Origin of the sequence: Flavobacterium sp. SLB02 (assembly GCF_009664855.1) — a bacterium.
Lineage (GTDB): Bacteria > Bacteroidota > Bacteroidia > Flavobacteriales > Flavobacteriaceae > Flavobacterium.
Window position 1 is genome coordinate 4,076,876 of the sequence record NZ_CP045928.1, and the last position, 24,533, is coordinate 4,101,408.

Annotated in this window: 20 protein-coding genes and 4 tRNA genes; 2 read left to right on the forward strand and 22 right to left on the reverse strand. The window is 36.0% G+C overall.

The genetic code is table 11. From position 1 onward, the window contains the following. The first annotated feature begins 133 nt into the window (after window positions 1-133). Entirely contained in the window at window positions 134-1,723 is a 1,590-nt protein-coding gene (locus GIY83_RS14900; protein ID WP_065448355.1) for a peptide chain release factor 3, read from the forward strand. 79 nt (window positions 1,724-1,802) lie between these two features. Here the strand turns inward: GIY83_RS14900 and GIY83_RS14905 are convergent, their stop codons facing one another. From GIY83_RS14905 to GIY83_RS14995, 19 genes are all read right to left on the reverse strand, one after another. Further along, on the reverse strand, window positions 1,803-2,534 hold the full coding sequence (locus tag GIY83_RS14905; RefSeq protein ID WP_194617841.1) for a hypothetical protein: 732 nt from the start codon (window positions 2,532-2,534) through the stop codon (window positions 1,803-1,805). A 370-nt stretch (window positions 2,535-2,904) separates the two neighbouring features. Next, entirely contained in the window at window positions 2,905-3,216 is a 312-nt protein-coding gene (locus tag GIY83_RS14910; RefSeq protein ID WP_055094614.1) for a DUF3467 domain-containing protein, read from the reverse strand. Between the two features lie 10 nt (window positions 3,217-3,226). After that, window positions 3,227-7,537, reverse strand: a complete 4,311-nt coding sequence (rpoC, locus tag GIY83_RS14915) for a DNA-directed RNA polymerase subunit beta' (RefSeq protein ID WP_208682242.1) — start codon at window positions 7,535-7,537, stop codon at window positions 3,227-3,229. Window positions 7,538-7,807: 270 nt separating this feature from the next. Then, window positions 7,808-11,620 (reverse strand): DNA-directed RNA polymerase subunit beta, encoded by a 3,813-nt coding sequence (gene rpoB, locus GIY83_RS14920; protein WP_194617843.1) that lies wholly within the window; start codon window positions 11,618-11,620, stop codon window positions 7,808-7,810. Window positions 11,621-11,885: 265 nt separating this feature from the next. Further along, complete coding sequence (rplL, locus tag GIY83_RS14925; RefSeq protein WP_007807437.1) at window positions 11,886-12,257, reverse strand: 50S ribosomal protein L7/L12; 372 nt, start codon at window positions 12,255-12,257, stop codon at window positions 11,886-11,888. Between the two features lie 91 nt (window positions 12,258-12,348). Next, window positions 12,349-12,852: a 50S ribosomal protein L10 gene (gene rplJ, locus GIY83_RS14930; RefSeq protein WP_056195154.1), complete on the reverse strand. Its 504-nt coding sequence runs from the start codon at window positions 12,850-12,852 to the stop codon at window positions 12,349-12,351. Between the two features lie 22 nt (window positions 12,853-12,874). Beyond that, window positions 12,875-13,564: a 50S ribosomal protein L1 gene (rplA, locus tag GIY83_RS14935; RefSeq protein ID WP_007807440.1), complete on the reverse strand. Its 690-nt coding sequence runs from the start codon at window positions 13,562-13,564 to the stop codon at window positions 12,875-12,877. A 13-nt stretch (window positions 13,565-13,577) separates the two neighbouring features. Further along, window positions 13,578-14,015 (reverse strand): 50S ribosomal protein L11, encoded by a 438-nt coding sequence (rplK, locus tag GIY83_RS14940; RefSeq protein WP_007807442.1) that lies wholly within the window; start codon window positions 14,013-14,015, stop codon window positions 13,578-13,580. 67 nt (window positions 14,016-14,082) lie between these two features. Beyond that, the gene (gene nusG / locus GIY83_RS14945) at window positions 14,083-14,634 is read right to left on the reverse strand and encodes a transcription termination/antitermination protein NusG (RefSeq protein WP_029273444.1); all 552 of its coding nucleotides are present in this window, start codon (window positions 14,632-14,634) and stop codon (window positions 14,083-14,085) included. A 10-nt stretch (window positions 14,635-14,644) separates the two neighbouring features. Further along, window positions 14,645-14,842, reverse strand: coding sequence for a preprotein translocase subunit SecE (gene secE, locus GIY83_RS14950; protein WP_041517377.1), 198 nt, complete (start codon window positions 14,840-14,842; stop codon window positions 14,645-14,647). A gap of 18 nt (window positions 14,843-14,860) precedes the next feature. Then, a tRNA-Trp gene (locus tag GIY83_RS14955) sits at window positions 14,861-14,931 on the reverse strand. 62 nt (window positions 14,932-14,993) lie between these two features. Next, complete coding sequence (gene tuf / locus GIY83_RS14960; protein ID WP_031456758.1) at window positions 14,994-16,181, reverse strand: elongation factor Tu; 1,188 nt, start codon at window positions 16,179-16,181, stop codon at window positions 14,994-14,996. 55 nt (window positions 16,182-16,236) lie between these two features. Further along, window positions 16,237-16,308, reverse strand: a tRNA-Thr gene (locus GIY83_RS14965). An 82-nt stretch (window positions 16,309-16,390) separates the two neighbouring features. Next, a tRNA-Tyr gene (locus tag GIY83_RS14970) sits at window positions 16,391-16,471 on the reverse strand. Between the two features lie 54 nt (window positions 16,472-16,525). Then, window positions 16,526-16,599: transfer RNA gene (locus GIY83_RS14975), tRNA-Thr, on the reverse strand. A gap of 91 nt (window positions 16,600-16,690) precedes the next feature. Beyond that, window positions 16,691-16,993 (reverse strand): ribosome hibernation-promoting factor, HPF/YfiA family, encoded by a 303-nt coding sequence (gene hpf, locus GIY83_RS14980; RefSeq protein WP_056245753.1) that lies wholly within the window; start codon window positions 16,991-16,993, stop codon window positions 16,691-16,693. Window positions 16,994-17,027: 34 nt separating this feature from the next. After that, window positions 17,028-17,921: a tyrosine-type recombinase/integrase gene (locus tag GIY83_RS14985; RefSeq protein ID WP_208682244.1), complete on the reverse strand. Its 894-nt coding sequence runs from the start codon at window positions 17,919-17,921 to the stop codon at window positions 17,028-17,030. Between the two features lie 138 nt (window positions 17,922-18,059). Next, entirely contained in the window at window positions 18,060-18,254 is a 195-nt protein-coding gene (rpsU, locus tag GIY83_RS14990; protein ID WP_026985791.1) for a 30S ribosomal protein S21, read from the reverse strand. A 329-nt stretch (window positions 18,255-18,583) separates the two neighbouring features. Further along, window positions 18,584-19,723 (reverse strand): acyl-CoA dehydrogenase family protein, encoded by a 1,140-nt coding sequence (locus tag GIY83_RS14995; protein WP_194617845.1) that lies wholly within the window; start codon window positions 19,721-19,723, stop codon window positions 18,584-18,586. A gap of 661 nt (window positions 19,724-20,384) precedes the next feature. On the opposite strand from GIY83_RS14995, the gene GIY83_RS15000 reads away from it, so the two are divergent. Then, complete coding sequence (locus tag GIY83_RS15000) at window positions 20,385-21,836, forward strand: amino acid permease (protein WP_194617846.1); 1,452 nt, start codon at window positions 20,385-20,387, stop codon at window positions 21,834-21,836. Between the two features lie 75 nt (window positions 21,837-21,911). Here the strand turns inward: GIY83_RS15000 and GIY83_RS15005 are convergent, their stop codons facing one another. The 3 genes from GIY83_RS15005 to GIY83_RS15015 all read right to left on the reverse strand — a co-directional run bounded on the left by GIY83_RS15005 (window position 21,912) and on the right by GIY83_RS15015 (window position 24,531). Then, window positions 21,912-22,139, reverse strand: coding sequence for a PspC domain-containing protein (locus tag GIY83_RS15005; protein ID WP_208682246.1), 228 nt, complete (start codon window positions 22,137-22,139; stop codon window positions 21,912-21,914). A 466-nt stretch (window positions 22,140-22,605) separates the two neighbouring features. Beyond that, window positions 22,606-23,088 (reverse strand): 3'-5' exonuclease, encoded by a 483-nt coding sequence (locus tag GIY83_RS15010; protein WP_194617848.1) that lies wholly within the window; start codon window positions 23,086-23,088, stop codon window positions 22,606-22,608. Window positions 23,089-23,169: 81 nt separating this feature from the next. Continuing rightward, complete coding sequence (locus tag GIY83_RS15015; RefSeq protein WP_194617849.1) at window positions 23,170-24,531, reverse strand: pyridoxal-phosphate dependent enzyme; 1,362 nt, start codon at window positions 24,529-24,531, stop codon at window positions 23,170-23,172. Window positions 24,532-24,533 lie beyond the last annotated feature (2 nt).

The following is a 24,533-nucleotide window of genomic DNA, read 5'->3' on the forward strand; positions in this document are numbered from 1 at the left end:
CTGTTCTAAAAAGACAGCCTTATTTTTTGCTTACAACTTGGCTCAAATAAAACCAGAGACTTCCTAATTTAAGAAGTGAATATTTTTATTAAGCCGTAATTAATAGTACTTTTGCAACCTATTTATACGAAATATGAGCTTTTTAAAAGAAATACAACGCAGAAGAACATTTGGAATTATATCGCATCCCGATGCCGGTAAAACAACTCTAACAGAGAAGTTATTGTTATTTGGAGGGGCAATTCAGGAAGCAGGAGCTGTAAAAAACAATAAAATTAAAAAAGGAGCAACCAGTGATTTTATGGAAATCGAACGCCAAAGAGGTATTTCGGTTTCAACATCCGTACTTGCTTTTAATTATAAAGAGAAAAAAATCAACATTCTTGATACTCCCGGACACAAGGATTTTGCCGAAGATACTTTTAGAACTTTAACAGCTGTTGATAGTGTTATTGTTGTAATCGACGTTGCAAAAGGGGTCGAGGAACAAACGGAAAAATTAGTAGCTGTTTGTAGAATGAGAAATATCCCGATGATTGTTTTCATCAATAAATTAGACCGTGAAGGAAAAGATGCTTTTGACTTAATGGATGAAGTAGAGCAAAAACTAGGTCTAACGGTTACTCCTTTGAGTTTCCCTATTGGTATGGGGTATGACTTTCAGGGAATTTACAATTTATGGGAGCAAAACATTAATCTTTTTAGTGGAGACAGCCGTAAAAACATCGAAGAAACTATTGCTTTCTCTGATGTTCAAAGCCCTGAACTGGAAAAAATTATTGGCGCAAAACCAGCTGATAGATTGCGTGAAGAATTGGAACTCATCGATGAAGTATATCCAAAATTTGATCGTCAGGATTATTTAGACGGAAAACTGCAGCCTGTATTTTTTGGTTCGGCCTTGAATAATTTTGGAGTTCGCGAACTCCTGGATTGTTTTGTAACAATCGCTCCCTCTCCAAGACCAAAAGATTCTGAAACTCGCCTGGTAGATCCTACTGAAGAAAAAATGACTGGTTTTGTTTTTAAAATCCACGCTAATATGGATCCAAAACACAGAGACCGTTTGGCATTTATTAAAATCGTTTCGGGAACTTTCGAAAGAAACAAACCCTATTACCATGTTCGCCAAAAGAAAAATTTAAAATTCTCCAGCCCAAATGCCTTTTTTGCTGAGAAAAAAGAAATCGTTGATATTTCATATCCAGGGGATATCGTTGGTCTGCACGATACAGGAAACTTTAAAATTGGTGATACGCTAACAGAAGGTGAAATCATGAGTTTCAAAGGAATTCCGAGTTTCTCTCCAGAGCACTTTAGATACATCAACAATGCTGATCCTATGAAAGCTAAGCAATTAGAAAAAGGAGTTGATCAGTTAATGGATGAAGGTGTGGCGCAGTTGTTTACACTGGAGATGAACAACCGTAAAGTAATCGGAACTGTTGGAGCGCTTCAATATGAGGTTATCCAATATCGTTTAGAGCATGAATATGGCGCTAAATGTACCTATGAAAACTTCCCGGTTCATAAAGCGTGCTGGGTAAAACCTGATGATGCTAAAAATGACGAATTCAAAGAATTCAAACGTATCAAACAGAAATTCCTCGCTCATGATAAATACGGCCAATTAGTATTCTTAGCTGATTCTGACTTTACAATTCAAATGACTCAAAACAAATATCCAAGTGTGAAGTTATTCTTTACCTCGGAATTTGATTAATATTTTCTTTAAAAGAAAAATACCTAAAAAGGCTGTCTAAAAATTAAGACAGCCTTTTTGTATTAAATCCCAAAAGATATTACTTATAGTTGATGCCTAATCCTCCGGCAATCATAATTTTAGTAAGTTCTCCTTCCCCAACAATGATATCTTGCACTAAAATATTATTCTTAACGGACTCTATTGCAAAAGGTATTTCTTTTGAAAGGTAATAATCATCACCTGTTATGGTAACTATTAGACTTTTGCTGCTTTTTAAAACTTTTACAGCAATAGAAAACTCTCCGGTTTTAGCATTTATTCTATAGGTGTTTTCAGAATCATTAATTCTTAGTTCTAAATTTGGATAGTTTTTTCGGGCAAATGGCTTATTTGTGGTAGCATCTAATAATTTTCCCTTAACTGTTATCAATAATTCCTCTCTAACATTATGATGATAGGCAACTTTACCCATTAGATGCTTGCCTGGTTTTGGACTCACTATTTCAGTTTTAACGCTCGTTTTTTCCTGTCCCGATACATTGGAAGCCAATAAAAGTGAAGCGGCCACTGCGGCGTATTTCAGCTTATTAATTCCCGATGTCTGATGATGTTCAAACTCATGATCTAATTGTGCTGCCCGCAAGCGGGCACAAATATTGGTATCTTTTGTCTCTGCGATGAATTTAGCTACTTCAGCATTTGATTTTTTACTCAAATCAATTACGTTTTTCGCACATGAATTACAAAACGAACCTGTTGCATTGGGAATCATTTTATTAAAATTTTCAGAACAAGGACTTGCTATTGCTAGGGTGAATTTCTTTTTCATATCGCACTTTTTTAAGTTAAGATCTCTTTCAGATCCTTATTTACTTATATAGAGTACATTTCTGGTAAAAAGGTTGGGAAGAAGATAAAATAATTTTAGCCCAGAATACTATTGCTGGATAAAAACGACACAGAAATGCATAAAAAAAGCGCTAATAATTAGCGCTTTTTTTTAATTTGAATTAATGCAACCTTAATAGTTTATTATATCCAACAAATTAATCCCATTTTATTAGGAGAAACCAATTTAGAATAATAAATCCCAAACAGGAAATTTATCCGACCAAAGGAAGGCTAAATCCGTTGAAATACATCTATTGTGATTTTACCTGAAATAAAAAAGCCCCATTAAAAAATGGGGCTTTAAGAATTTATGCTTGTCCTGTTGGACCAAAATTAAGCGGGATTGGTGCTTGTTCTGTCTCTTTGATCTCGCCATGAGCGGCTTCAAAACGATGAATATTCTCACCAATTGCTTTTAATAATCTTTTAGCATGTTGTGGTGTCAAAACAATTCTTGACTTTACCTTGGCTTTAGGAATACCCGGCATAATGCTTACAAAATCTAAAACAAACTCTGATGATGAGTGATTGATAATTGCAAGATTAGAATAAATTCCCTCTGCAATTGTTTCGTCTAACTCAATATTGATTTGCTCTTGTTGTTGTTTCGGATTACTCATAGTTTCCTAATTAATAAATGTATTCTTCTTTATTAGCCATCATTTCATTGTAATCGTCTTTAGATCCTACAATAGTGTTATCGTATTCTCTCATACCAGTTCCTGCAGGAATTCTGTGTCCAACAATTACATTTTCTTTTAATCCTTCTAAATCATCTACTTTACCAGCTACAGCAGCTTCGTTAAGTACTTTTGTTGTTTCCTGGAAGGAAGCAGCAGAGATGAATGATTTAGTTTGTAGCGAAGCTCTTGTAATACCTTGTAAAACTGGCGTTGCAGTTGCAGTAATTACGTCTCTTGCTACAACAAGATTTTTATCATTTCGTTTTAGCAATGAGTTCTCATCACGTAAATCACGAGGAGAAATAATCTGACCTGGTTTCAATACGGCAGAGTCTCCAGAATCTTCAACTACTTTCATACCATATAATTTATCGTTTTGAACGATGAAATCTTTAGTGTGAATCAATTGATCTTCTAAAAATAATGTATCTCCCGGATCCTGAACTCTTACTTTACGCATCATTTGACGAATAACTACCTCAAAGTGCTTGTCATTAATTTTTACCCCTTGTAAACGGTATACCTCTTGAATTTCATTTACTAGGTACTGTTGAACAGCAGCTGGTCCTTGAATTCTTAAAATATCATCTGGTGTAATTGCACCGTCAGACAATGGTACTCCTGCTCTTACGAAGTCATTTTCCTGTACTAAGATCTGGCTTGAAAGTTTAACTAAATACTTTTTAATCTCACCAAATTTAGATTCGATAACAATCTCACGGTTACCTCTTTTGATTTTTCCAAAAGATACAACACCGTCAATTTCAGAAACAACCGCTGGGTTAGAAGGGTTACGAGCCTCAAGAAGCTCAGTAATTCTTGGTAGACCTCCCGTGATATCTCCTGCTTTAGAAGAACGACGTGGGATTTTCACCAATACTTTACCTGCTTTAATTTTCTCACCGTTCTCAACCATAAGGTGGGCTCCTACTGGTAAGTTATACGAACGAATCAATTCACCTTCTTTACCGTAAACCAATAAAGTTGGAATTAATTTTTTATTTCTAGCCTCAGAAATTACTTTTTCCTGGAATCCTGTTTGCTCATCGATCTCCACCATGAACGATTGTCCTTGCTCTAAATCCTCGTAAGCGATCTTACCTGTGAATTCAGAAACAATTACACCATTATATGGATCCCACTTACAGATCACAGATCCTTTAGTAACTACCTCACCATCCTTAACGAAAATACTAGATCCGTAAGGGATATTATGTGTATTTAAAACGATTCCAGTTTTCTCGTCAACTAATTTTAATTCAGTTGAACGTGATACTACGATATCTACCGCATTACCTTCACTATCCTCACCTTTTACGGTTTTTAAATCTTCAATCTCAAGTCTACCGTTGAATCTTGTAACAATACTAGACTCTTCAGAAATACCTCCGGCAACCCCTCCAACGTGGAACGTACGAAGTGTTAACTGTGTACCTGGCTCTCCAATAGACTGAGCTGCAATAACTCCGACAGCTTCACCTCTTTGTGTCATCTTACCAGTAGCTAAGTTTCTACCGTAACATTTGGCACAAATACCTTTTAAAGCCTCACAAGTTAATGGAGATCTAACCTCTACTCTTTCAATCGGAGAAGCTTCGATAACTCTCATGATTGCTTCAGTAATTTGTTGTCCGGATTCAACCAGAACTTCATTAGTAAGAGGATTAATAACATCTTGCAATGCAACACGTCCTAAAATTCTTTCTCCTAAAGATTCAACAATTTCCTCATTTTTCTTCAAAGCAGAAACTTCAACACCTCTAAGGGTACCACAATCTTCGATGTTTACAATAACATCTTGTGATACGTCATGAAGCCTTCTTGTCAAATATCCGGCATCGGCAGTTTTAAGGGCCGTATCGGCAAGTCCTTTACGAGCACCGTGAGTAGAAATGAAGTACTCAAGGATCGAAAGACCTTCCTTAAAGTTAGAAAGAATCGGGTTTTCAATAATCTCACCACCACCGGCAGTAGATTTTTTAGGCTTAGCCATCAAACCACGCATACCAGTTAACTGACGAATCTGTTCCTTAGAACCCCTCGCCCCAGAGTCAAGCATCATATATACAGAGTTGAAACCTTGTTGGTCTTCTCTAATATTTTTCATTGCTAATTCTGTCAACTGAGCATTTGCAGAAGTCCAAACATCAATAACTTGGTTGTAACGCTCGTTATTGGTAATAAGACCCATGTTATAATTCACAGAAATACCTTCAACTTGCTCTCTGGCATCTGCAATTAATTTTGTTTTTTGCTCTGGAATTCTAATATCACCTAAAGAGAATGATAAACCTCCTCTAAATGCGAATTTATACCCCATATCTTTCATATTGTCCAAGAAAGCAGCAGTAGTAGGTACATTAGTCACACTTAAAATGTGTCCAATAATATCTCTAAGGTTTTTCTTAGTCAATACATCATTGATATATCCAGCTGCTTCAGGTACTACTTCGTTAAATAATACACGTCCTGCAGTTGTTTGGATAATTTTGTATACCAATTCTCCGGCTTCATTAAAATCTTTTGCTCTAATTTTCACACGAGCATTCAATTCTAATCTTCCTTCGTTTAATGCAATATTTACTTCTTCAGCAGAATAGAATGTTAAGTCTTGACCTAAAATTATGTGTTCTGGTGTAGAGATACGTTCTTTGGTCATATAATATAGACCCAAGACCATATCCTGAGAAGGTACAGTAATTGGAGCACCATTTGCAGGGTTCAAGATATTGTGAGAAGCCAACATTAATAATTGTGCCTCTAAAATAGCCTCTGGTCCTAATGGTAAGTGAACCGCCATCTGATCCCCATCAAAATCGGCGTTGAAAGCCGTACATACTAATGGGTGTAACTGGATCGCTTTTCCTTCAATTAATTTTGGCTGGAAAGCCTGAATACCAAGTCTGTGTAAGGTAGGAGCACGGTTAAGTAATACCGGGTGACCTTTAATTACATTCTCAAGGATATCCCAAACTACAGGCTCTTTTTTGTCTATGATTTTCTTAGCAGATTTTACAGTCTTAACAATACCTCTTTCAATCAATTTACGGATAACAAAAGGTTTGTATAACTCAGATGCCATATCTTTTGGCAATCCACATTCGAATAATTTTAATTCAGGACCAACAACAATTACCGAACGAGCAGAATAATCCACACGTTTTCCAAGTAAGTTTTGACGGAAACGTCCTTGCTTACCTTTTAAGGAGTCAGATAATGATTTTAATGGTCTGTTAGATTCTGTTTTAACAGCAGAAGCTTTACGCGTGTTATCAAATAATGAATCTACAGATTCCTGTAACATACGTTTCTCGTTTCTTAAGATAACCTCTGGAGCTTTAATCTCCATTAATCTTTTCAAACGGTTGTTACGGATAATTACACGACGGTATAAGTCATTTAAATCTGAAGTTGCAAAACGACCTCCATCAAGTGGCACAAGGGGACGTAATTCTGGTGGAATAACAGGAACCACTTTCATGATCATCCATTCAGGACGGTTCTCGCGGTTTAAGTTAGACTCACGGAAAGACTCCACAACTTGTAATCTTTTTAAAGCTTCCGTTTTACGTTGTTTAGATGTTTCGTTATTAGCACTGTGTCTTAATTGGTAAGACAACTCATCCAAATCGATACGTGCTAATAAATCCATAATACACTCTGCTCCCATTTTGGCAACAAATTTATTAGGATCTAAATCATCTAAATATTGATTTTCCTGTGGAAGAGTATCTAAGATATTCAAATATTCTTCTTCAGTTAAGAAATCTAATCTTTGTAGAGATTCTCCATCTGCATTCTTGGCAATACCTGCCTGAATTACTACATATCTCTCGTAGTAAATGATCATATCTAATTTCTTAGATGGAAGACCAAGGATATAACCAATTTTATTTGGAAGAGAACGGAAGTACCAGATATGAGCAATTGGCACAACAAGGTTGATGTGTCCTACTCTGTCACGACGTACTTTTTTCTCAGTAACTTCAACACCACAACGGTCGCAAATGATACCTTTGTAACGAATTCTTTTATATTTTCCACAAGCACACTCAAAATCCTTAACAGGTCCGAAGATTCTTTCACAGAAAAGTCCGTCACGCTCTGGTTTGTGAGTTCTGTAGTTGATAGTTTCTGGTTTCAAAACCTCTCCTCTTGATTCTTTCAAGATAGATTCAGGTGAAGCCAATCCAATTGAAATTTTATTAAATCTCTTAACCGGATTTTTATCTTTATTATTATTTCTATTATTCATCATAGTTTTTACTATTGATTTATCTGCAATTAAAAAATTGATTTTAACTTATAAGTTACTCTTGAAAAAGCAAACTATTAAGTCGCTACCTCGGATTACTTCTCTAAACTTCAAACGTCAATTTTGAAGTGCTAATTATAAAACTTTTCAGCTTTAAATAAAAAATCGGAACGGGTTACGGGTATAAATCCTAAAAACTTTTATTTTCATAAACAGCTTCAGTCTCAGCTTTCAGTGTTGAACTGAATACTGAGACTGTAACTGAAAACTTTATTATTCTTCTAAACGAATGTCAAGTCCAAGACCTTTCAATTCATGCATCAATACATTGAATGATTCAGGCAATCCTGGTTCTGGCATAGACTCACCCTTAACGATAGCCTCGTAAGTTTTAGCTCTACCAATAACGTCATCCGATTTAACTGTTAAGATCTCACGTAGTGTACTTGATGCTCCATAAGCCTCAAGTGCCCAAACCTCCATCTCTCCAAAACGCTGACCTCCAAATTGAGCTTTACCTCCAAGTGGTTGTTGAGTGATCAACGAGTATGGTCCGATAGAACGTGCGTGCATCTTATCATCAACCATGTGTCCTAATTTAAGCATGTAAATCACACCCACAGTTGCAGCTTGATGGAAACGCTCTCCAGTACCACCATCATAAAGATGTGTATGTCCAAAACGTGGTACTCCAGCCTCATCAGTTAATTCATTGATTTGATCTAAAGATGCACCGTCAAAAATTGGAGTAGCAAATTTTCTACCCAAGTTCATACCAGCCCATCCAAGAACAGTCTCATAAATCTGACCAATGTTCATACGTGAAGGTACCCCAAGTGGATTCAATACGATATCAACCGGTGTTCCGTCTTCAAGGAAAGGCATATCTTCATGACGAACGATTCTGGCAACAATACCTTTGTTACCGTGACGACCTGCCATTTTATCCCCTACTTTCAGTTTACGTTTCTTAGCGATATAAATTTTGGCTAATTTCAAGATTCCAGATGGTAATTCATCTCCAACTGTAATGGTGAATTTTTCTCTTCTTAAAGATCCTTGTAAGTCGTTTAGCTTAATTTTATAGTTATGAATTAAATCATTAACCATTTTATTAGTAGCATCATCAGCAACCCATTGACCTTTGCTTAAGTGAGCAAAATCCTCTACTGCGTAAAGCATTTTTTGAGTATATTTTTTACCTTTTGGTAAAACTTCTTCACCCAAATCATTCATTACACCCTGAGATGTTTTTCCGTTTACAATCAGGAATAATTTCTCCACCAATCTGTCTTTTAATTCAACAAATTTAGTTTCGAACTCCATTTCTAAAGCGCCTAAAGCATCTTTATCCTGAGTACGTTTACGTTTATCTTTTACGGCTCTTGCAAATAATTTTTTGTCAAGAACTACACCATGTAAAGATGGAGAAGCTTTTAATGAAGCATCTTTTACATCTCCTGCTTTATCCCCGAAGATTGCACGAAGCAATTTCTCTTCCGGAGTAGGATCTGATTCTCCTTTTGGTGTAATTTTTCCAATTAGAATGTCGCCAGGTTTAACCTCTGCTCCAATTCTGATCATACCGTTTTCATCTAAATCTTTAGTAGCTTCTTCAGAAACGTTAGGAATATCGTTTGTTAACTCTTCATTTCCTAACTTAGTATCTCTAACCTCTAATGAATAATCATCAACGTGGATAGAAGTAAAAATATCATCACGAACTACTTTCTCAGAAATTACAATGGCATCCTCAAAGTTATATCCTTTCCATGGCATGAACGCAACTTTTAAGTTCCTACCTAAAGCTAATTCACCATTTTGAGTCGCATATCCTTCTGATAATACCTGACCAAGAACCACTCTGTCACCTTTTCTTACGATTGGTTTTAGGTTGATACTTGTTCCCTGATTGGTTTTTCTAAATTTAATTAAGTTGTATGTTTTCTCATCAGCATCAAAACTTACCATTCTTTCTTCTTCAGTACGGTCGTATTTGATAGTAATGATGTTTGCATCAACATATTCTACAGTTCCATCTCCTTCAGCATTAATCAATACTCTAGAATCTGAAGCTACCTGACGCTCTAAACCTGTACCAACAATTGGCGCTTCGGGACGGATCAAAGGAACCGCCTGACGCATCATGTTAGATCCCATCAAGGCTCTATTGGCATCATCATGCTCCAAGAAAGGAATCAATGAAGCCGAAATCGAAGCAATCTGGTTAGGTGCAACGTCTGTATAATGTACCGCAGAAGGCTCAACAACCGGGAAGTCACCTTCCTCACGAGCAATAACATTACTTGCCGTGATTTTTCCTGTCTCATCCATTTCAATGTTTGCCTGAGCAATCATTTTTCCTTCTTCTTCTTCAGCACTTAAATAGATAGGTGTACTCTCTAAATCCACTACACCATCTGTAACTTTACGGTAAGGAGTTTCGATGAAACCCATTCCGTTAACTTTTGCATATACACCAAGAGATGAAATCAAACCAATGTTTGGTCCCTCTGGAGTTTCAATCGGACATAAACGACCATAGTGTGTATAGTGAACGTCACGAACCTCAAATCCAGCTCTCTCTCTGGAAAGTCCACCAGGTCCAAGTGCAGAAAGTCTTCTTTTGTGTGTAATCTCAGCCAATGGATTGGTTTGATCCATAAATTGAGACAACTGGTTAGTACCAAAGAAAGAGTTGATAACCGATGATAATGTTTTAGCATTAATCAAATCAATTGGTGTAAACACCTCGTTATCTCTAACGTTCATTCTCTCACGAATAGTTCTTGCCATACGTGCTAAACCAACACCGAATTGTTGAGACAATTGTTCTCCAACTGTTCTAACACGACGGTTTGATAAGTGATCAATATCATCAATCTCTGCCTTAGAGTTGATTAGTTCGATCAAATATTTTACAATGGTAATGATATCTTCTTTGGTAAGCACTTGCTTCTCCATTGGGATATCCAAACCAAGTTTTTTGTTCATTCTGTAACGACCAACTTCACCTAAGTTATAACGTTGATCAGAGAAGAACAATTTATCGATAATACCACGAGCAGTTTCTTCATCAGGCGGTTCTGCATTACGCAATTGTCTGTAGATATGCTCAACGGCTTCTTTTTCAGAGTTTGTTGGATCTTTTTGTAACGTGTTGTGGATAATAGCATAATCTGCCTGATTATTATCCTCTTTGTGTAACAAAATTGATTTAACGTTAGAATCAATGATTTCCTCAACATTATCCTTATCGATAATAGTATCTCTATCAAGGATGATCTCGTTACGTTCGATAGAAACTACCTCACCGGTATCCTCATCAACGAAATCCTCGTGCCAAGTGTTCAATACACGCGCAGCAAGTCTTCTTCCAATATATTTTTTAATACCTGTTTTAGAAACTTTAATTTCTTCAGCAAGGTCGAAGATCTCAAGGATATCCTTATCTCTTTCGAATCCAATTGCACGGAATAAAGTGGTTACTGGTAATTTTTTCTTTCTATCGATATAAGCATACATTACGCTGTTGATATCTGTAGAGAATTCTATCCAGGAACCTTTAAAAGGAATTACTCTGGCAGAATAAAGTTTTGTTCCATTTGCGTGGAATGATTGACCAAAGAAAACCCCTGGAGAACGGTGTAGTTGAGATACTACTACACGCTCAGCACCATTGATAACAAAAGTACCGCTTGGAGTCATATAAGGTATTGTTCCAAGATAAACATCTTGTACAATAGTTTCAAAATCTTCGTGTTCTGGATCTGTACAGTATAGTTTTAACCTGGCTTTTAAAGGCACACTATAAGTAAGACCTCTCTCTATACATTCTTGAATTGTATAACGTGGCGGATCTACAAAGTAATCTAGGAATTCCAACACAAAGTTGTTTCTTGTATCTGTAATTGGGAAGTTTTCCATGAAGGTGTTGTATAACCCTTCGTTGCCTCTTTCATCAGATTTAGTTTCTAATTGAAAAAAATCTTTAAAAGATTTAACCTGAACGTCCAGAAAATCCGGATAGTCAGGAATATTTTTTGTAGAGGCAAAATTCAATCTTTCAGTCTGATTTGTTATCATCAATGGACAAAATTTTGATTAAAAAAAAGTAATTTTTTGTGTAAACACACACTGTTTAATCTATACTTTCTTATTGTAATCAATACATCTTTAAAAATAAACCAGTAAAATTTGGTCCAATTTTTTTTCTTCGTATTGATCAAAAACTTTTTCGTATTTTAAACTATTTGATAATAAAACTTGATCTATTTTATTATACGAAAAATGGTTTAGGCCATTGAGCGTTCACTCAAGACCTAAACCTAGTTCTTAAAACTGAGTTGAATTATTTAAGCTCAACTACAGCTCCAGCTTCTTCTAATGATTTTTTAAGACCTTCAGCCTCTTCTTTAGAAACACCTTCTTTAACGTTACTTGGAGCACCGTCAACTACATCTTTAGCTTCTTTCAAACCTAAACCTGTAAGTTCTTTAACTAATTTTACAACTGCTAATTTAGAAGCACCAGCTTCTTTTAATACAACTGTAAATTCAGTTTGTGCTTCTTCAGCAGCACCTTCTCCACCACCAGCAGCAACTACTACAGCTGCAGCAGCAGGCTCGATACCATACTCGTCTTTTAATATTGTTGCTAATTCGTTAACTTCTTTAACTGTTAGGTTAACTAATTGTTCTGCGAATTGTTTCAAATCTGCCATTTTTTCTATCGTTTAAAATGATTTGTAAAATATAATTTATTTATTGTGCGCTAATTAAGCTACCAGGAAACTGAATTCCTGGCACGAATTATTATGCTTCAGCTTCTTCTTCGCTACCAGCGAATTTGTTTTGTAAAGCTGAAATAATTCTTTGTGCTGGTGATTGCAATAATCCAATAAGTTCTCCAAGAAGTTCTTCTTTAGATTTGATAGTTGCCAAGGCATCTAATTGATCATCTCCAATGTAAATTTCAGAATTGATATAAGCTCCTTTTAATACAGGTTTAGCTGATTTTTTTCTGAAATCTTTAATTATTTTTCCAGGTGCATTTGCAACATCTGAAATAAATATAGCACTATTACCAGTCAATACTGAAGGTAAATCACCATAGTCATTAGCAGAAGCCTCCATTGCTTTTGCAAGCAAAGTGTTTTTTACAACCTCTAATTTTATACCTGCTTTAAAGCAAGCTCTTCTCAAGCTTGAAGTAGTTTCTGCGTTTAATCCAGAAATATCAGATACATAAATAATATTTGTACCAGCTAACTGTGCAGTTAAATCTTCAATCGCGATTGATTTTTCTTCTCTAGTCATACTAAAAATTATTAACTACCAATTATACTGCTTTAGGGTCCAATGCAATTGCAGGACTCATAGTGCTTGTAAGGTGAATACCTTTAATGTAGGTACCTTTAGCAGCAGTTGGTTTAAGTTTGATTAATGTTTGAATAATTTCGTGTGCATTGTCATAAATTTGCTCAGCTCCAAAAGAAACTTTACCAATTCCTGCATGTACGATACCAGTTTTATCAACTTTAAAGTCAATTTTACCAGCTTTTACCTCTGCAACAGCTTTTGCAACATCCATAGTTACAGTACCTGTTTTAGGGTTTGGCATTAAACCTCTAGGTCCTAAAATACGACCTAATGGACCTAATTTACCCATAACAGCTGGCATAGTGATGATAACATCAACATCTGTCCAACCATCTTTAATTTTTTGTAAATAATCGTCAAGACCTACATAATCAGCTCCAGCTTCTTTAGCTTCCGCTTCTTTATCTGGAGTAACCAATGCTAATACTTTAACGTCTTTACCTGTTCCGTGAGGTAATGTAACTACACCTCTAACCATTTGATTCGCTTTTCTTGGATCTACACCCAAACGAACTGCGATATCAACAGACTCATCAAATTTTGCAGAAGCTATAACTTTAATTAATGCAGCTGCATCTTTTAAAGAGTATAGTTTGTTCTTTTCAATTTTTGAAGCAGCCTCTTTTTGCTTTTTTGTTAATTTTGCCATTTCTTTCTCTTAATTAAAAAGGAGCATCTCCTGATACAGTTATACCCATAGATCTAGCAGTTCCAGCGATCATGCTCATTGCAGATTCGATTGTGAATGCATTTAAATCTACCATTTTATCTTCAGCAATAGCTTTGATAACGTCCCAAGTAACACTAGCTACTTTTTTACGATTTGGTTCACCTGATCCAGACTTTAGCTTTGCAGCTTCCAATAATTGGACAGCAGCTGGAGGAGTCTTAACAACAAAATCAAATGATTTGTCTTTATACACAGTAATTTGTACTGGGCATATTTTGCCAGGTTTATCTTGTGTTCTAGCATTGAACTGCTTACAGAACTCCATGATATTAACCCCAGCAGCTCCTAAAGCAGGTCCAACCGGTGGCGACGGATTCGCAGCACCTCCCTTAACTTGTAGTTTAACTACCTTACTAATTTCTTTAGCCATTTTTTAAAAAATTTAACACCCTAATCATTGGAAGCGATTACGATGGTTATTATAGATGTAACAAAAATTATACTTTTTCAACTTGCATAAAACTCAGTTCCAGTGGAGTTTTTCTTCCGAAAATCTTCACCATAACTTCAAGTTTACGCTTTTCTTCATTGATTTTTTCAACCGTTCCGTTGAAGCCATTAAAAGGACCATCGATCACTTTTACTGTTTCCCCTAAGTTGAAAGGGATAGCGCGGGTATCTGTATTTACAGCCAGCTCATCTACTTTACCTAACATTCTATTTACTTCAGAGAGTCTCAAAGGAACAGGTTCTCCGCCTTTGATCTCACCTAAAAATCCAATTACACTAGTAATAGACTTAATAATATGAGGTATCTCACCAACCAAATTGGCTTCGATCATAACATATCCAGGGAAATAAACTTTATCCTTAGACATTTTCTTTCCTTCTTTTACAGTAACTACTTTTTCTGTAGGTACTAAAACTTGGGAAACATAATCACCCATACCTAGTCTGGCAATCTCAGTTTCGATATAAGCTTTGACTTTGTTTTCCTGTCCGCTTACAGCTCTAACTACGTACCATTTTTTCACATTATTATCTGCCATCACAAAAAAATTATCCTTTTAACCAGTTAAAAAATCCAGCCAAAGCTTTTGCAAAAAATTCGTCTACTCCCCATGTTGCCAAGGCGAATAAAACCGAAAATACAGCCACAACAATTGTCAATTTTTGAACCTCAGCCCAAGCAGGCCAAGTAACATTTGACTTTAACTCTTCGAAAGCCTCTGATAAATAATTCGTAACTTTTGTCATTTGATATATTTTTTATTGCACGGGCGGAGGGATTCGAACCCCCATCAACGGTTTTGGAGACCGCTATTCTACCCTTGAACTACGCCCGTAATTAAAAGCCAGTGATTTCAGTTAAGAAAATCAACTGGCTTTTTATAATTTGTTTATAGGATTATCCTACGATTTCAGTTACCTGACCTGCACCTACAGTTCTACCACCTTCACGGATAGCAAAACGTAAACCTACGCTCATTGCGATTGGGCTTAATAAAGCAACATTGATAGTCAAGTTATCTCCTGGCATTACCATCTCTACTCCTTCTGGTAAAGTAATAACTCCTGTTACGTCAGTTGTACGTACGTAGAACTGTGGACGGTAGTTATTATGGAATGGAGTATGACGTCCACCTTCTTCTTTTTTCAAGATATAAACCTCAGCTTTGAAAGTAGCGTGTGGTTTTACTGATCCTGGCTTAATGATAACCATTCCTCTTTTGATAGATTCTTTATCAATACCTCTTAACAATAAACCTACGTTATCTCCAGCCTCACCTCTATCAAGGATTTTACGGAACATCTCAACTCCTGTAATAGTAGAAGTTAATTTATCAGCTCCCATACCAATGATTTCAACTGGATCTCCTGTATTAGCAATACCTGTTTCGATACGACCTGTAGCAACAGTTCCACGACCAGTAATTGTAAATACATCTTCAACCGGCATCAAGAATGGTTTAGCTACGTCACGCACTGGCTCTTCGATCCAAGCATCAACAGCTTCCATTAATTCAATGATTTTTGGTACCCAAGCAGGATCATTATTCAATCCTCCTAAAGCAGAACCCTGAACTACAGGACCATTATCTCCATCATATTCGTAGAAAGATAATAAATCTCTGATTTCCATCTCAACAAGCTCTAACAATTCAGCATCATCAACCATATCCACTTTGTTCATGAAAACAACGATTCTTGGAATACCTACCTGACGACCTAAAAGGATGTGCTCACGAGTTTGTGGCATTGGACCATCTGTAGCAGCAACTACTAAGATAGCTCCGTCCATTTGAGCAGCACCAGTAACCATGTTCTTTACGTAATCCGCGTGACCTGGACAGTCAACGTGAGCGTAGTGACGGTTAGCTGTTTCATACTCTACGTGTGATGTATTAATAGTAATACCTCTTTCTTTCTCCTCTGGAGCGTTATCGATTTGATCAAACGATTTTGCTTGACAGTAACCAGCATCAGACAATACTTTTGTAATTGCTGCAGTTAATGTAGTTTTCCCGTGATCCACGTGTCCAATTGTACCTATGTTTAAGTGCGGTTTGGAACGATTAAAATTCTCCTTTGCCATTTTACTTAATTTTTAATCTTAGTTATATATTAATTTTCAATTTCCTACTTACTTGAGCCAACTACGGGAATTGAACCCGTGACCTCTTCCTTACCAAGGAAGCACTCTACCTCTGAGCTAAGTCGGCAGAGAGTTCTGATTTAGATTGTATTTATGGATTTTAGTTTTAAAACCCGAAATCTACGCCCTGAAATCTTAACTTCTTTTTGTGGGGAGAGCAGGATTCGAACCTGCGAAGTTCACACAGCAGATTTACAGTCTGCCCTCGTTGGCCGCTTGAGTATCTCCCCTTTATTTTATCAATAATTGCATGAACAATTTCAAATCGCATTTGAAATATTTAGAGCCGGCGGAGGGACTCGAACCCACGACCTGCTGATTACAAATCAGCTGCTCTAGCCAACTGAGCTACGCTGGCAATATCAATAAAAAAGTCCGCTATTTCTAACGGACTGCAAATGTAGCTATTTTATCTTTTAATCAAAACATTTTTTAAAAAAAATTTTCAATTATATGTGTGCTCTTATTTTTTCTTTCCTTTTCACCAATACACGTTCTAGAGATTCTGCCGAAAGCTCGACTGCCTCTTCAAAGGTTTTGCATTGTTTTTTAACCAAAAAATCATCTCCCGGGACATTAATCTTAATCTCTACTGCCTTATTCTCCTTATCACTTGTTCTTTCGACCTTTAAAAAAATGTCAGCCGAAACAACCCGATCGTAATATTTTTCTAATTTATCCATTCTTTCCTGAATAAAATCTACTAATTTTCTGTCAACAGTAAAGTTAACTGCATGAACATCTACCTTCATAATACAAATTTTAGGGTTAAACATTTAAGAATCATTATTTATTTCTTGGATGCGCATCACCATACACCTTTTTAAGCTCTGCTAAACTATTATGAGTATAAACTTGCGTAGATGCCAAACTCGAATGTCCTAATAACTCTTTAACTGAATTTAAATCTGCCCCGTTATTTAGCAAGTGAGTTGCAAAAGTATGCCGAAGCACATGCGGACTCTTTTTCACCTTTTCAGAGACTTTACTAAAGTATGAATTTATTAATCGATACACAAAAGATTCACTCAATTTTAACCCTTTTGCTGAAATAAAAAAATAATCCTCATCAATGATCTTCTCCACCAAGGCCCTTTGCTGCAAATACAAATCAAACTGCTGGGTAATTATAGGCAAAACCGGAATGATACGCTCTTTATTTCGTTTCCCCAGCACCTTAATTACATTTGAAGACAAATCAACATTGTACTTCATTAAATGTATCAGCTCGGCCCTACGCATTCCTGTGGTATAAAAAAGATCCACAATCAACTTATCTCTGACTTGCTCAAATCCGCAAGGATCTCCAACCTGCTGCATCAAATCTGTCAATTCCTTTTCAGAGAATGGAATCTGAACAATTTTAGGTGTTTTTAATGCTTTATGTTTCAGCATTGGACTCACCTCTATTTGTTTTGTTTTTAAAAGGAATTTATAAAATGCTTTTAAGGAAGACATTTTTCGATTAACCGATACATTGGAAATACCATCATCGACAAGTGAGACTATCCAGCTCCTGATTTGACTGTAATTAACCTGTTCGATATTTTGCTGCTCAAAATGTTCTTTATTGAATGTTTCGAAAAATAAAATATCATTCAAATAAGCATTGACCGTATGTGGGGAATATTTTTTCTCCAATTCAAGATAATCACCAAACGCCTCTTTATTTGATTTCATAAGATTATAGACTTTTTCATTTATTCAAACTCATATCCTAACTTAAAAAGAATATTATTTATCTCAAAATTAAGCATAAAAAAACCGTTAGTATCAAAATTTTGATAACTAACGGTAATTATTTTTGAAAAGCTAATACTAACTCTCTAAACCATCTCTCATGTTTTGGATGTAAGCAGCTTTTTGAATTTGTGCTCTTTTGATAACAGAAGGCTTAATAAAAGCAGTACGTGCTCTTAATTGACGAACAGTTCCTGTTTTATCAAATTTTCTTTTATAGCGCTTTAATGCTCTATCGATATTTTCTCCGTCTTTAATTGGTATAATTAACATAATATTGACACCTCCTCTCGTTAAGGCTGCAAAAGTAAGTATTAATTATCAATTATGAGTTATGAATTATTATTTTTTTTTGATAAGGTAGAAAAGAATCCAGAAAACAGACCCACTATCTTTAAAAACTAATCCTTGCACAAACTCACACCGTCATGAGCACCGCCGCTGAGAGGCTGCCATGAGAATCCTTTTATATTTTTTCTTTGAAGTATATAACATGGATATAACACAAAGCCCGACCTTTAAAAAAACAAAAAAAAGCCACTCAACATTGAATGGCTCATTATTTTTTTTGTGGGCACGCCCATATTATGATCTTACTCTTATTACTTGAGTAAATTTCTTGAAATAACTAACTTTTGAATCTCGGTAGTGCCCTCTCCTATAGTACATAGTTTGGAATCACGATAGAATTTCTCTACAGGATAATCTTTTGTATAACCATACCCTCCGTGAATTTGAACCGCTTCGTTTGCAATTCTCACGCAGGCCTCCGAGGCATACATTTTTGCCATTGCGCCCAATGTTGTAACAGGTTTATGTTGTTGCTTTAAGAAAGCTGCTTTATGCAATAGTAATTCTGAAGCTTCGATCTCTGTTGCCATATCGGCCAGCTTAAAGGAAATCCCCTGAAAACTACTAATAGGCTGACCAAACTGATGTCTTTCTTTAGAGTATTTAAGCGCCGCCTCGTACGCGCCCTTTGCAATCCCAAGAGATAAAGCTCCGATTGAAATACGCCCTCCATCTAATATTTTCATGGCCTGAACAAATCCCTGGCCTACTTCTCCTAATCTATTGGCATCGGGAACACGGCAGCTGTCAAAAACCAACTCCGCAGTTTCACTGGCACGCATCCCTAATTTATTTTCTTTTTTACCCGAGGTGAATCCTTTCATTCCTTTCTCGAAAACAAAAGCGGTCATTCCTTTAGAATCTCCTTTTTCTCCTGTACGCACAATTACAACTGCGATGTCTCCAGAGATTGCGTGGGTAATAAAGTTTTTGGCTCCGTTTACAATCCAATGATCTCCATCCTTAACGGCTGTTGTATTCATTCCACCAGCATCAGAACCTGTATTGTGCTCTGTTAAACCCCAGGCTCCTATATATTCTGCGGTAGCCAGTTTTGGCAACCATTTTTTCTTTTGCTCTTCGTTTCCAAAAGTCAAAATATGATTGGTACATAATGAATTATGCGCAGCAACCGATAAACCAATTGAAGGATCTACTTTTGAAATTTCCTCTACAACGGTAATATATTCATGATACCCTAACCCTGATCCTCCGTATTCTTCAGGCACCAAGACTCCCATAAATCCCATTTCTCCTAATTTTTTAAATAGGTCAACTGGAAAAATTTGAGCCTCATCCCATTGCATAATGTTAGGTCTGATATTTTTTTCGGCAAAATCCTTTATAGATTGAGCAATCATCGACTGCGTTTCGTTATATTCAAAATTCATTGTAAGCTGCTTTTGTTTTAGAACTCCAAATATAAACTAATTATTTTTGCTTTTTCAACAGGAAAACCTTTAATTTTTGATAAATCCTCAATATTATTAATATTTCTGCTCCTACTTCTATAAGTTAGAATTTATTTTAACCCGACATACTGGAAATAGAACAACATCCATAATTCTTTTAAAGACCCAGCCTCTATGGCTATTTTCTTTAATTCACCCTAGAGAGACAACCTTGGCTGTTTTTGCATAAAAGATTTTTCAGGTAAACTAAAATCGACCAAAAAATAAATTCTATGCACTATCATTATAAGCAAGAAAGAGTAAAAAAAATCCTGTTGATTGCTGCTTTGCATGGCTAAAACATTTTGAAAATGGGCTAAAGCTTGTTCCCATTGAAAATATTGATTTCTAATAATTCCCAGAAATTAAGAGAAAAACAATTTATTTAATAAGAATTATATTAAAAATGTTATTGTTTTTAAAATTACATTTTTCACTACTAAAGCCCAATTAATTTAATGAATCCCAGTATTTAAAGAATAATCAACGCAGGTTTTATCAAAAAAATTAATATTTTATAACTTAAAAACAGATAATTGTTTTTATTTTTTACAAAAAACGATACATTTGGAGCTTAATAACAATAAACCAATATTATAATATGTCAATTTGGAAAACTAAACCACTTTCGGTATTGCTTGACGAAGCTTCCGAATCTGAAAAAGGCTTGAAAAGAACTCTATCTTCACGGTCACTCGTTGCACTTGGAGTTGGAGCTATTATTGGAGCCGGATTATTCTCGTTAACAGGAATTGCTGCTGCAGAACATGCAGGACCAGCAGTTACTCTTTCTTTTGTTTTAGCAGCCGTTGGATGTGCTTTTGCCGGACTTTGTTATGCAGAATTTGCCTCTATGATTCCTGTTGCCGGTAGCGCCTATACATACTCTTATGCTACAATGGGAGAATTTATGGCTTGGATTATTGGCTGGGATTTAGTTTTAGAATACGCTTTGGGAGCCGCCACAGTTGGTGTAAGCTGGTCGCGCTATTTATTAGAATTACTAAACAAATACGGAATTCACCTCCCCCATCAATTTATATGTTCGCCCTGGGAAACTCTTAAACTCAGTGACGGTACAGTAATTGAAGGCGGTATTGTAAATTTACCGGCGATTTTTATTGTATCTATGCTATCTTTATTATTAATAAGAGGAACAAAGGAATCTGCGTCTTTAAACAACTTTTTAGTTGTTGTAAAAGTTGCTGTAGTACTTGTTTTTATCATTTTAGGATGGAGCTTTATTGACTCTTCCAACTACACGCCTTACATTCCTGAAAATACAGGTGTTTTTGGTGAATTTGGATGGTCAGGAATTGCTGCAGGTGCGGGAACTGTATTCTTTGCCTTTATTGGTTTTGATGCTGTATCTACAGCTGCACAGGAAGCTAAAAATCCTCAAAAAGGAATGCCAATTGGTATTTTAGGATCCCTTGTTATATGTACCTTATTATATGTATTCTTTGCTCACGTAATGACAGGTCTTGTTAATTACAGAGAATTTGCCGGTGATGCCAAGCCTGCTGCAACTGCTTTTGCAAAAACAGGTTATGACTTTCTACAAACAGGTTTAATTGTAGCTATTCTGGCGGGTTACACCTCTGTAATATTAGTAATGCTTTTGGGCCAAAGCCGTGTATTTTATACAATGAGTAAAGATGGTTTATTACCTCCATTTTTTAGTTCTATTCACTCTAAATTTCGTACTCCGTGGAAAACTAACCTTTTCTTCTTAGTATTTGTAAGTTTATTTGCTGGATTGGTTCCGGTAAGCGATTTAGGACACATGGTAAGTATTGGAACATTATTGGCTTTTGTACTTGTTTGTATTGGTGTGATGGTGATGCGTAAAAGAATGCCAGATGCTCCAAGATCTTTCAGAACACCTTTAGTACCATTTGTGCCTATCGCAGGTATTGTAATTTGCCTGGCTTTAATGTATTCATTACCTAACGAAAGCTGGGTGAGACTTGTAGTCTGGATGGCATTAGGAGTAGTAATCTATTTTGTTTATGGTAAGAAAAACAGTAAACTGAATAATCCAGGGAAGTAATTTTCTTGCAGATAATAAAAAAGGATCATAGAGTATAAATACTTTATGATCCTTTTTTTTATGTTGTATATCGATTTATAAATCAAAAACCGAGGTACGTTTTGCCCGAATTAAATCTTTTAGGCGAATCCAGAATGCCAAAGTAAGATAAACTCCAAATCCCAAACCTGCCGTAACAAATGAAATATAGATAAAAAACAATCTCACACTTGTCACGCGCATACCCAGTTTATCGGCCAATCGTGAAGAAACATGGAATCCGTACTTCTCTAAGAAAAACTTAAGTCTTAAAATTCCCGACATAGTTACATTTTTATTTTATCCCTGGGCTTTACCCGGGATGCTATTAGTATTTGCCGACAAAAGTACAAAATTATCTCATTGACCCATTTTCTAAATCTCTAATTATTCTCTAGCAGCTCCCTTGCTAAGACATCTCTTAGAGATCCTCTGTGATTGAGTACTTATTTTTAAACTTCTACTAATCTTTGTATTTCAAAAGTATCTTTAGCGCAAACTCCAAAAGATCTAAATGCATCACTCAGATCGTTTTTCTTAAGGGCTACGCTCACTGACAAATATTAATTCCTCGCCAATTAATATCCCCCTTACACTCAAAGAGCAAACTAAATTAGCATTATGGTATTAATTGTGATCACAAGGGGAATTCCCTACTCTTTCAGTAAATATTCTTTTAGGCTTTTACTTTGGCTTATAGAAAGTCTGAAAATGAATTAAAAATAATATTCCTCCCTGAACTTGTTGGCTTTTATCTCAACAGATACAATTTAGCACAAGCTCTTGCATCAGATAGCGCCTCGTGATGATCGAGTTGAATTTTCATCTCCCGACAGCAATCACTTAGCTTAGTGGGCTTAAAACCTTTTGCCTTATAAATCTTCACGGTGCATTCCCACTTCTCTGCTATATTCAAATCTTGATATTGCAAACCATAAAGCATCATCGATTTCATTAAAACATTTCGATCAAAACTCTCGTTGTGTGCCACCACCACTCTGTTTTTTAATCTTTTTTCGATCTCGGGATAAACCTGGACAAAAGTTTTGGCATTCAGGGTATCTCTGGGATAAATTCCATGTACACGAATCGTAAAGGGATTGTATTCGTTTTTGGGAGGCTTAATCAGGGTAACAAACTCATCTGTAATGATTCCGTTCTCTACAGTAACGATTCCAACAGAGCACGGATGATGTCCTGTAGCAGTTTCAAAATCTATCGCGGTAAAAGTCATTTTCAAGTATATTAAGCTAAAAAATCCATAAAACTAATTATCAAAACTAGATTTATGGATTTATCAATTATTAAAACCGTATTATTTTATAGATCCAATAATATCATATTTTGTAATAATATGATGATTACCATTTCCTAAATCAACCAAAACAGCATCATTTTCTTTGGTAAACAATTTAGAAACTTCTTCAATTGGTGTTCCTAATTTTACAATTGGGAAAGGTTTTCCCATTACTTCTTTAATTGGTTTTTCGGCTACATTTTTATCTGCAACATAACTTCTAAACAAATCTGTTTCATCAACAGAACCCACAAACCCAGTAATATCTACAACAGGAATCTGTGAGATTTTGTATTTACGCATACGTTCAATGGCGTGAGAAACCAATTCTTCTGTACGCACCACGATTAATTCCTTATCGATATGATCTTTAATTACGTCTTCAGCCTTTGTAATGTTCTCTTCCAAGAAACCACGCTCACGCATCCAGTCGTCATTAAACATTTTACCCACATAACGGCTTCCTGAATCGTGAAACAACACCACAACCACATCTTCTGGCTTAAAGTGTTCTTTAAGCTGTAAAAGGCCTTTTATACAAGCTCCGGCAGAATTCCCAACAAAAATAGCCTCTTCAAGAGCAATTTTTCTGGTATAAACCGCTGCATCTTTATCGGTTACTTTTGTGAATCCGTCAATTAGAGAAAAGTCAACATTTTTAGGTAAAATATCTTCTCCAATTCCTTCTGTGATGTAGGAGTAAATTTCGTTTTCATCGAAAATTCCCGTTTCATGGTATTTTTTAAACACAGAACCATAAGTATCGATTCCCCAAATTTTAATATTTGGATTTTTTTCTTTTAAGTATTTTCCAACACCAGAAATCGTTCCTCCTGTTCCTACTCCAACGACAAAATGAGTGATTTTCCCATCAGTTTGTTTCCAGATTTCCGGACCTGTTTGCTCGTAATGTGCCAAAGAGTTTGACATATTATCATACTGATTTACATACCATGAATTTGGCGTTTCTTCAGCTAGGCGTTTTGAAACAGAATAATAAGATCTTGGATCTGTTGGCTCAACATCTGTTGGGCAAACTACTACTTTGGCACCCACGGCGCGCAAAATATCCATTTTTTCTTTAGACTGCTTGTCTGATATTACACATATGAGTTTATATCCTTTAATGATGGCCACAAGAGCCAATCCCATTCCGGTATTTCCAGAAGTCCCTTCAATGATAGTTCCTCCGGGTTTTAATCGGCCATCTGCCTCTGCATCTTGAATCATTTTCACGGCCATTCTGTCCTTTACAGAATTTCCGGGATTAAAAGTTTCGACTTTTGCCAATACTAACGCATCAATTTCAGCAACAATTTTGTTGAGTTTTACCAATGGTGTATTACCAATTGTTTCTAAAATGTTATTTGAAAAGTCCATTT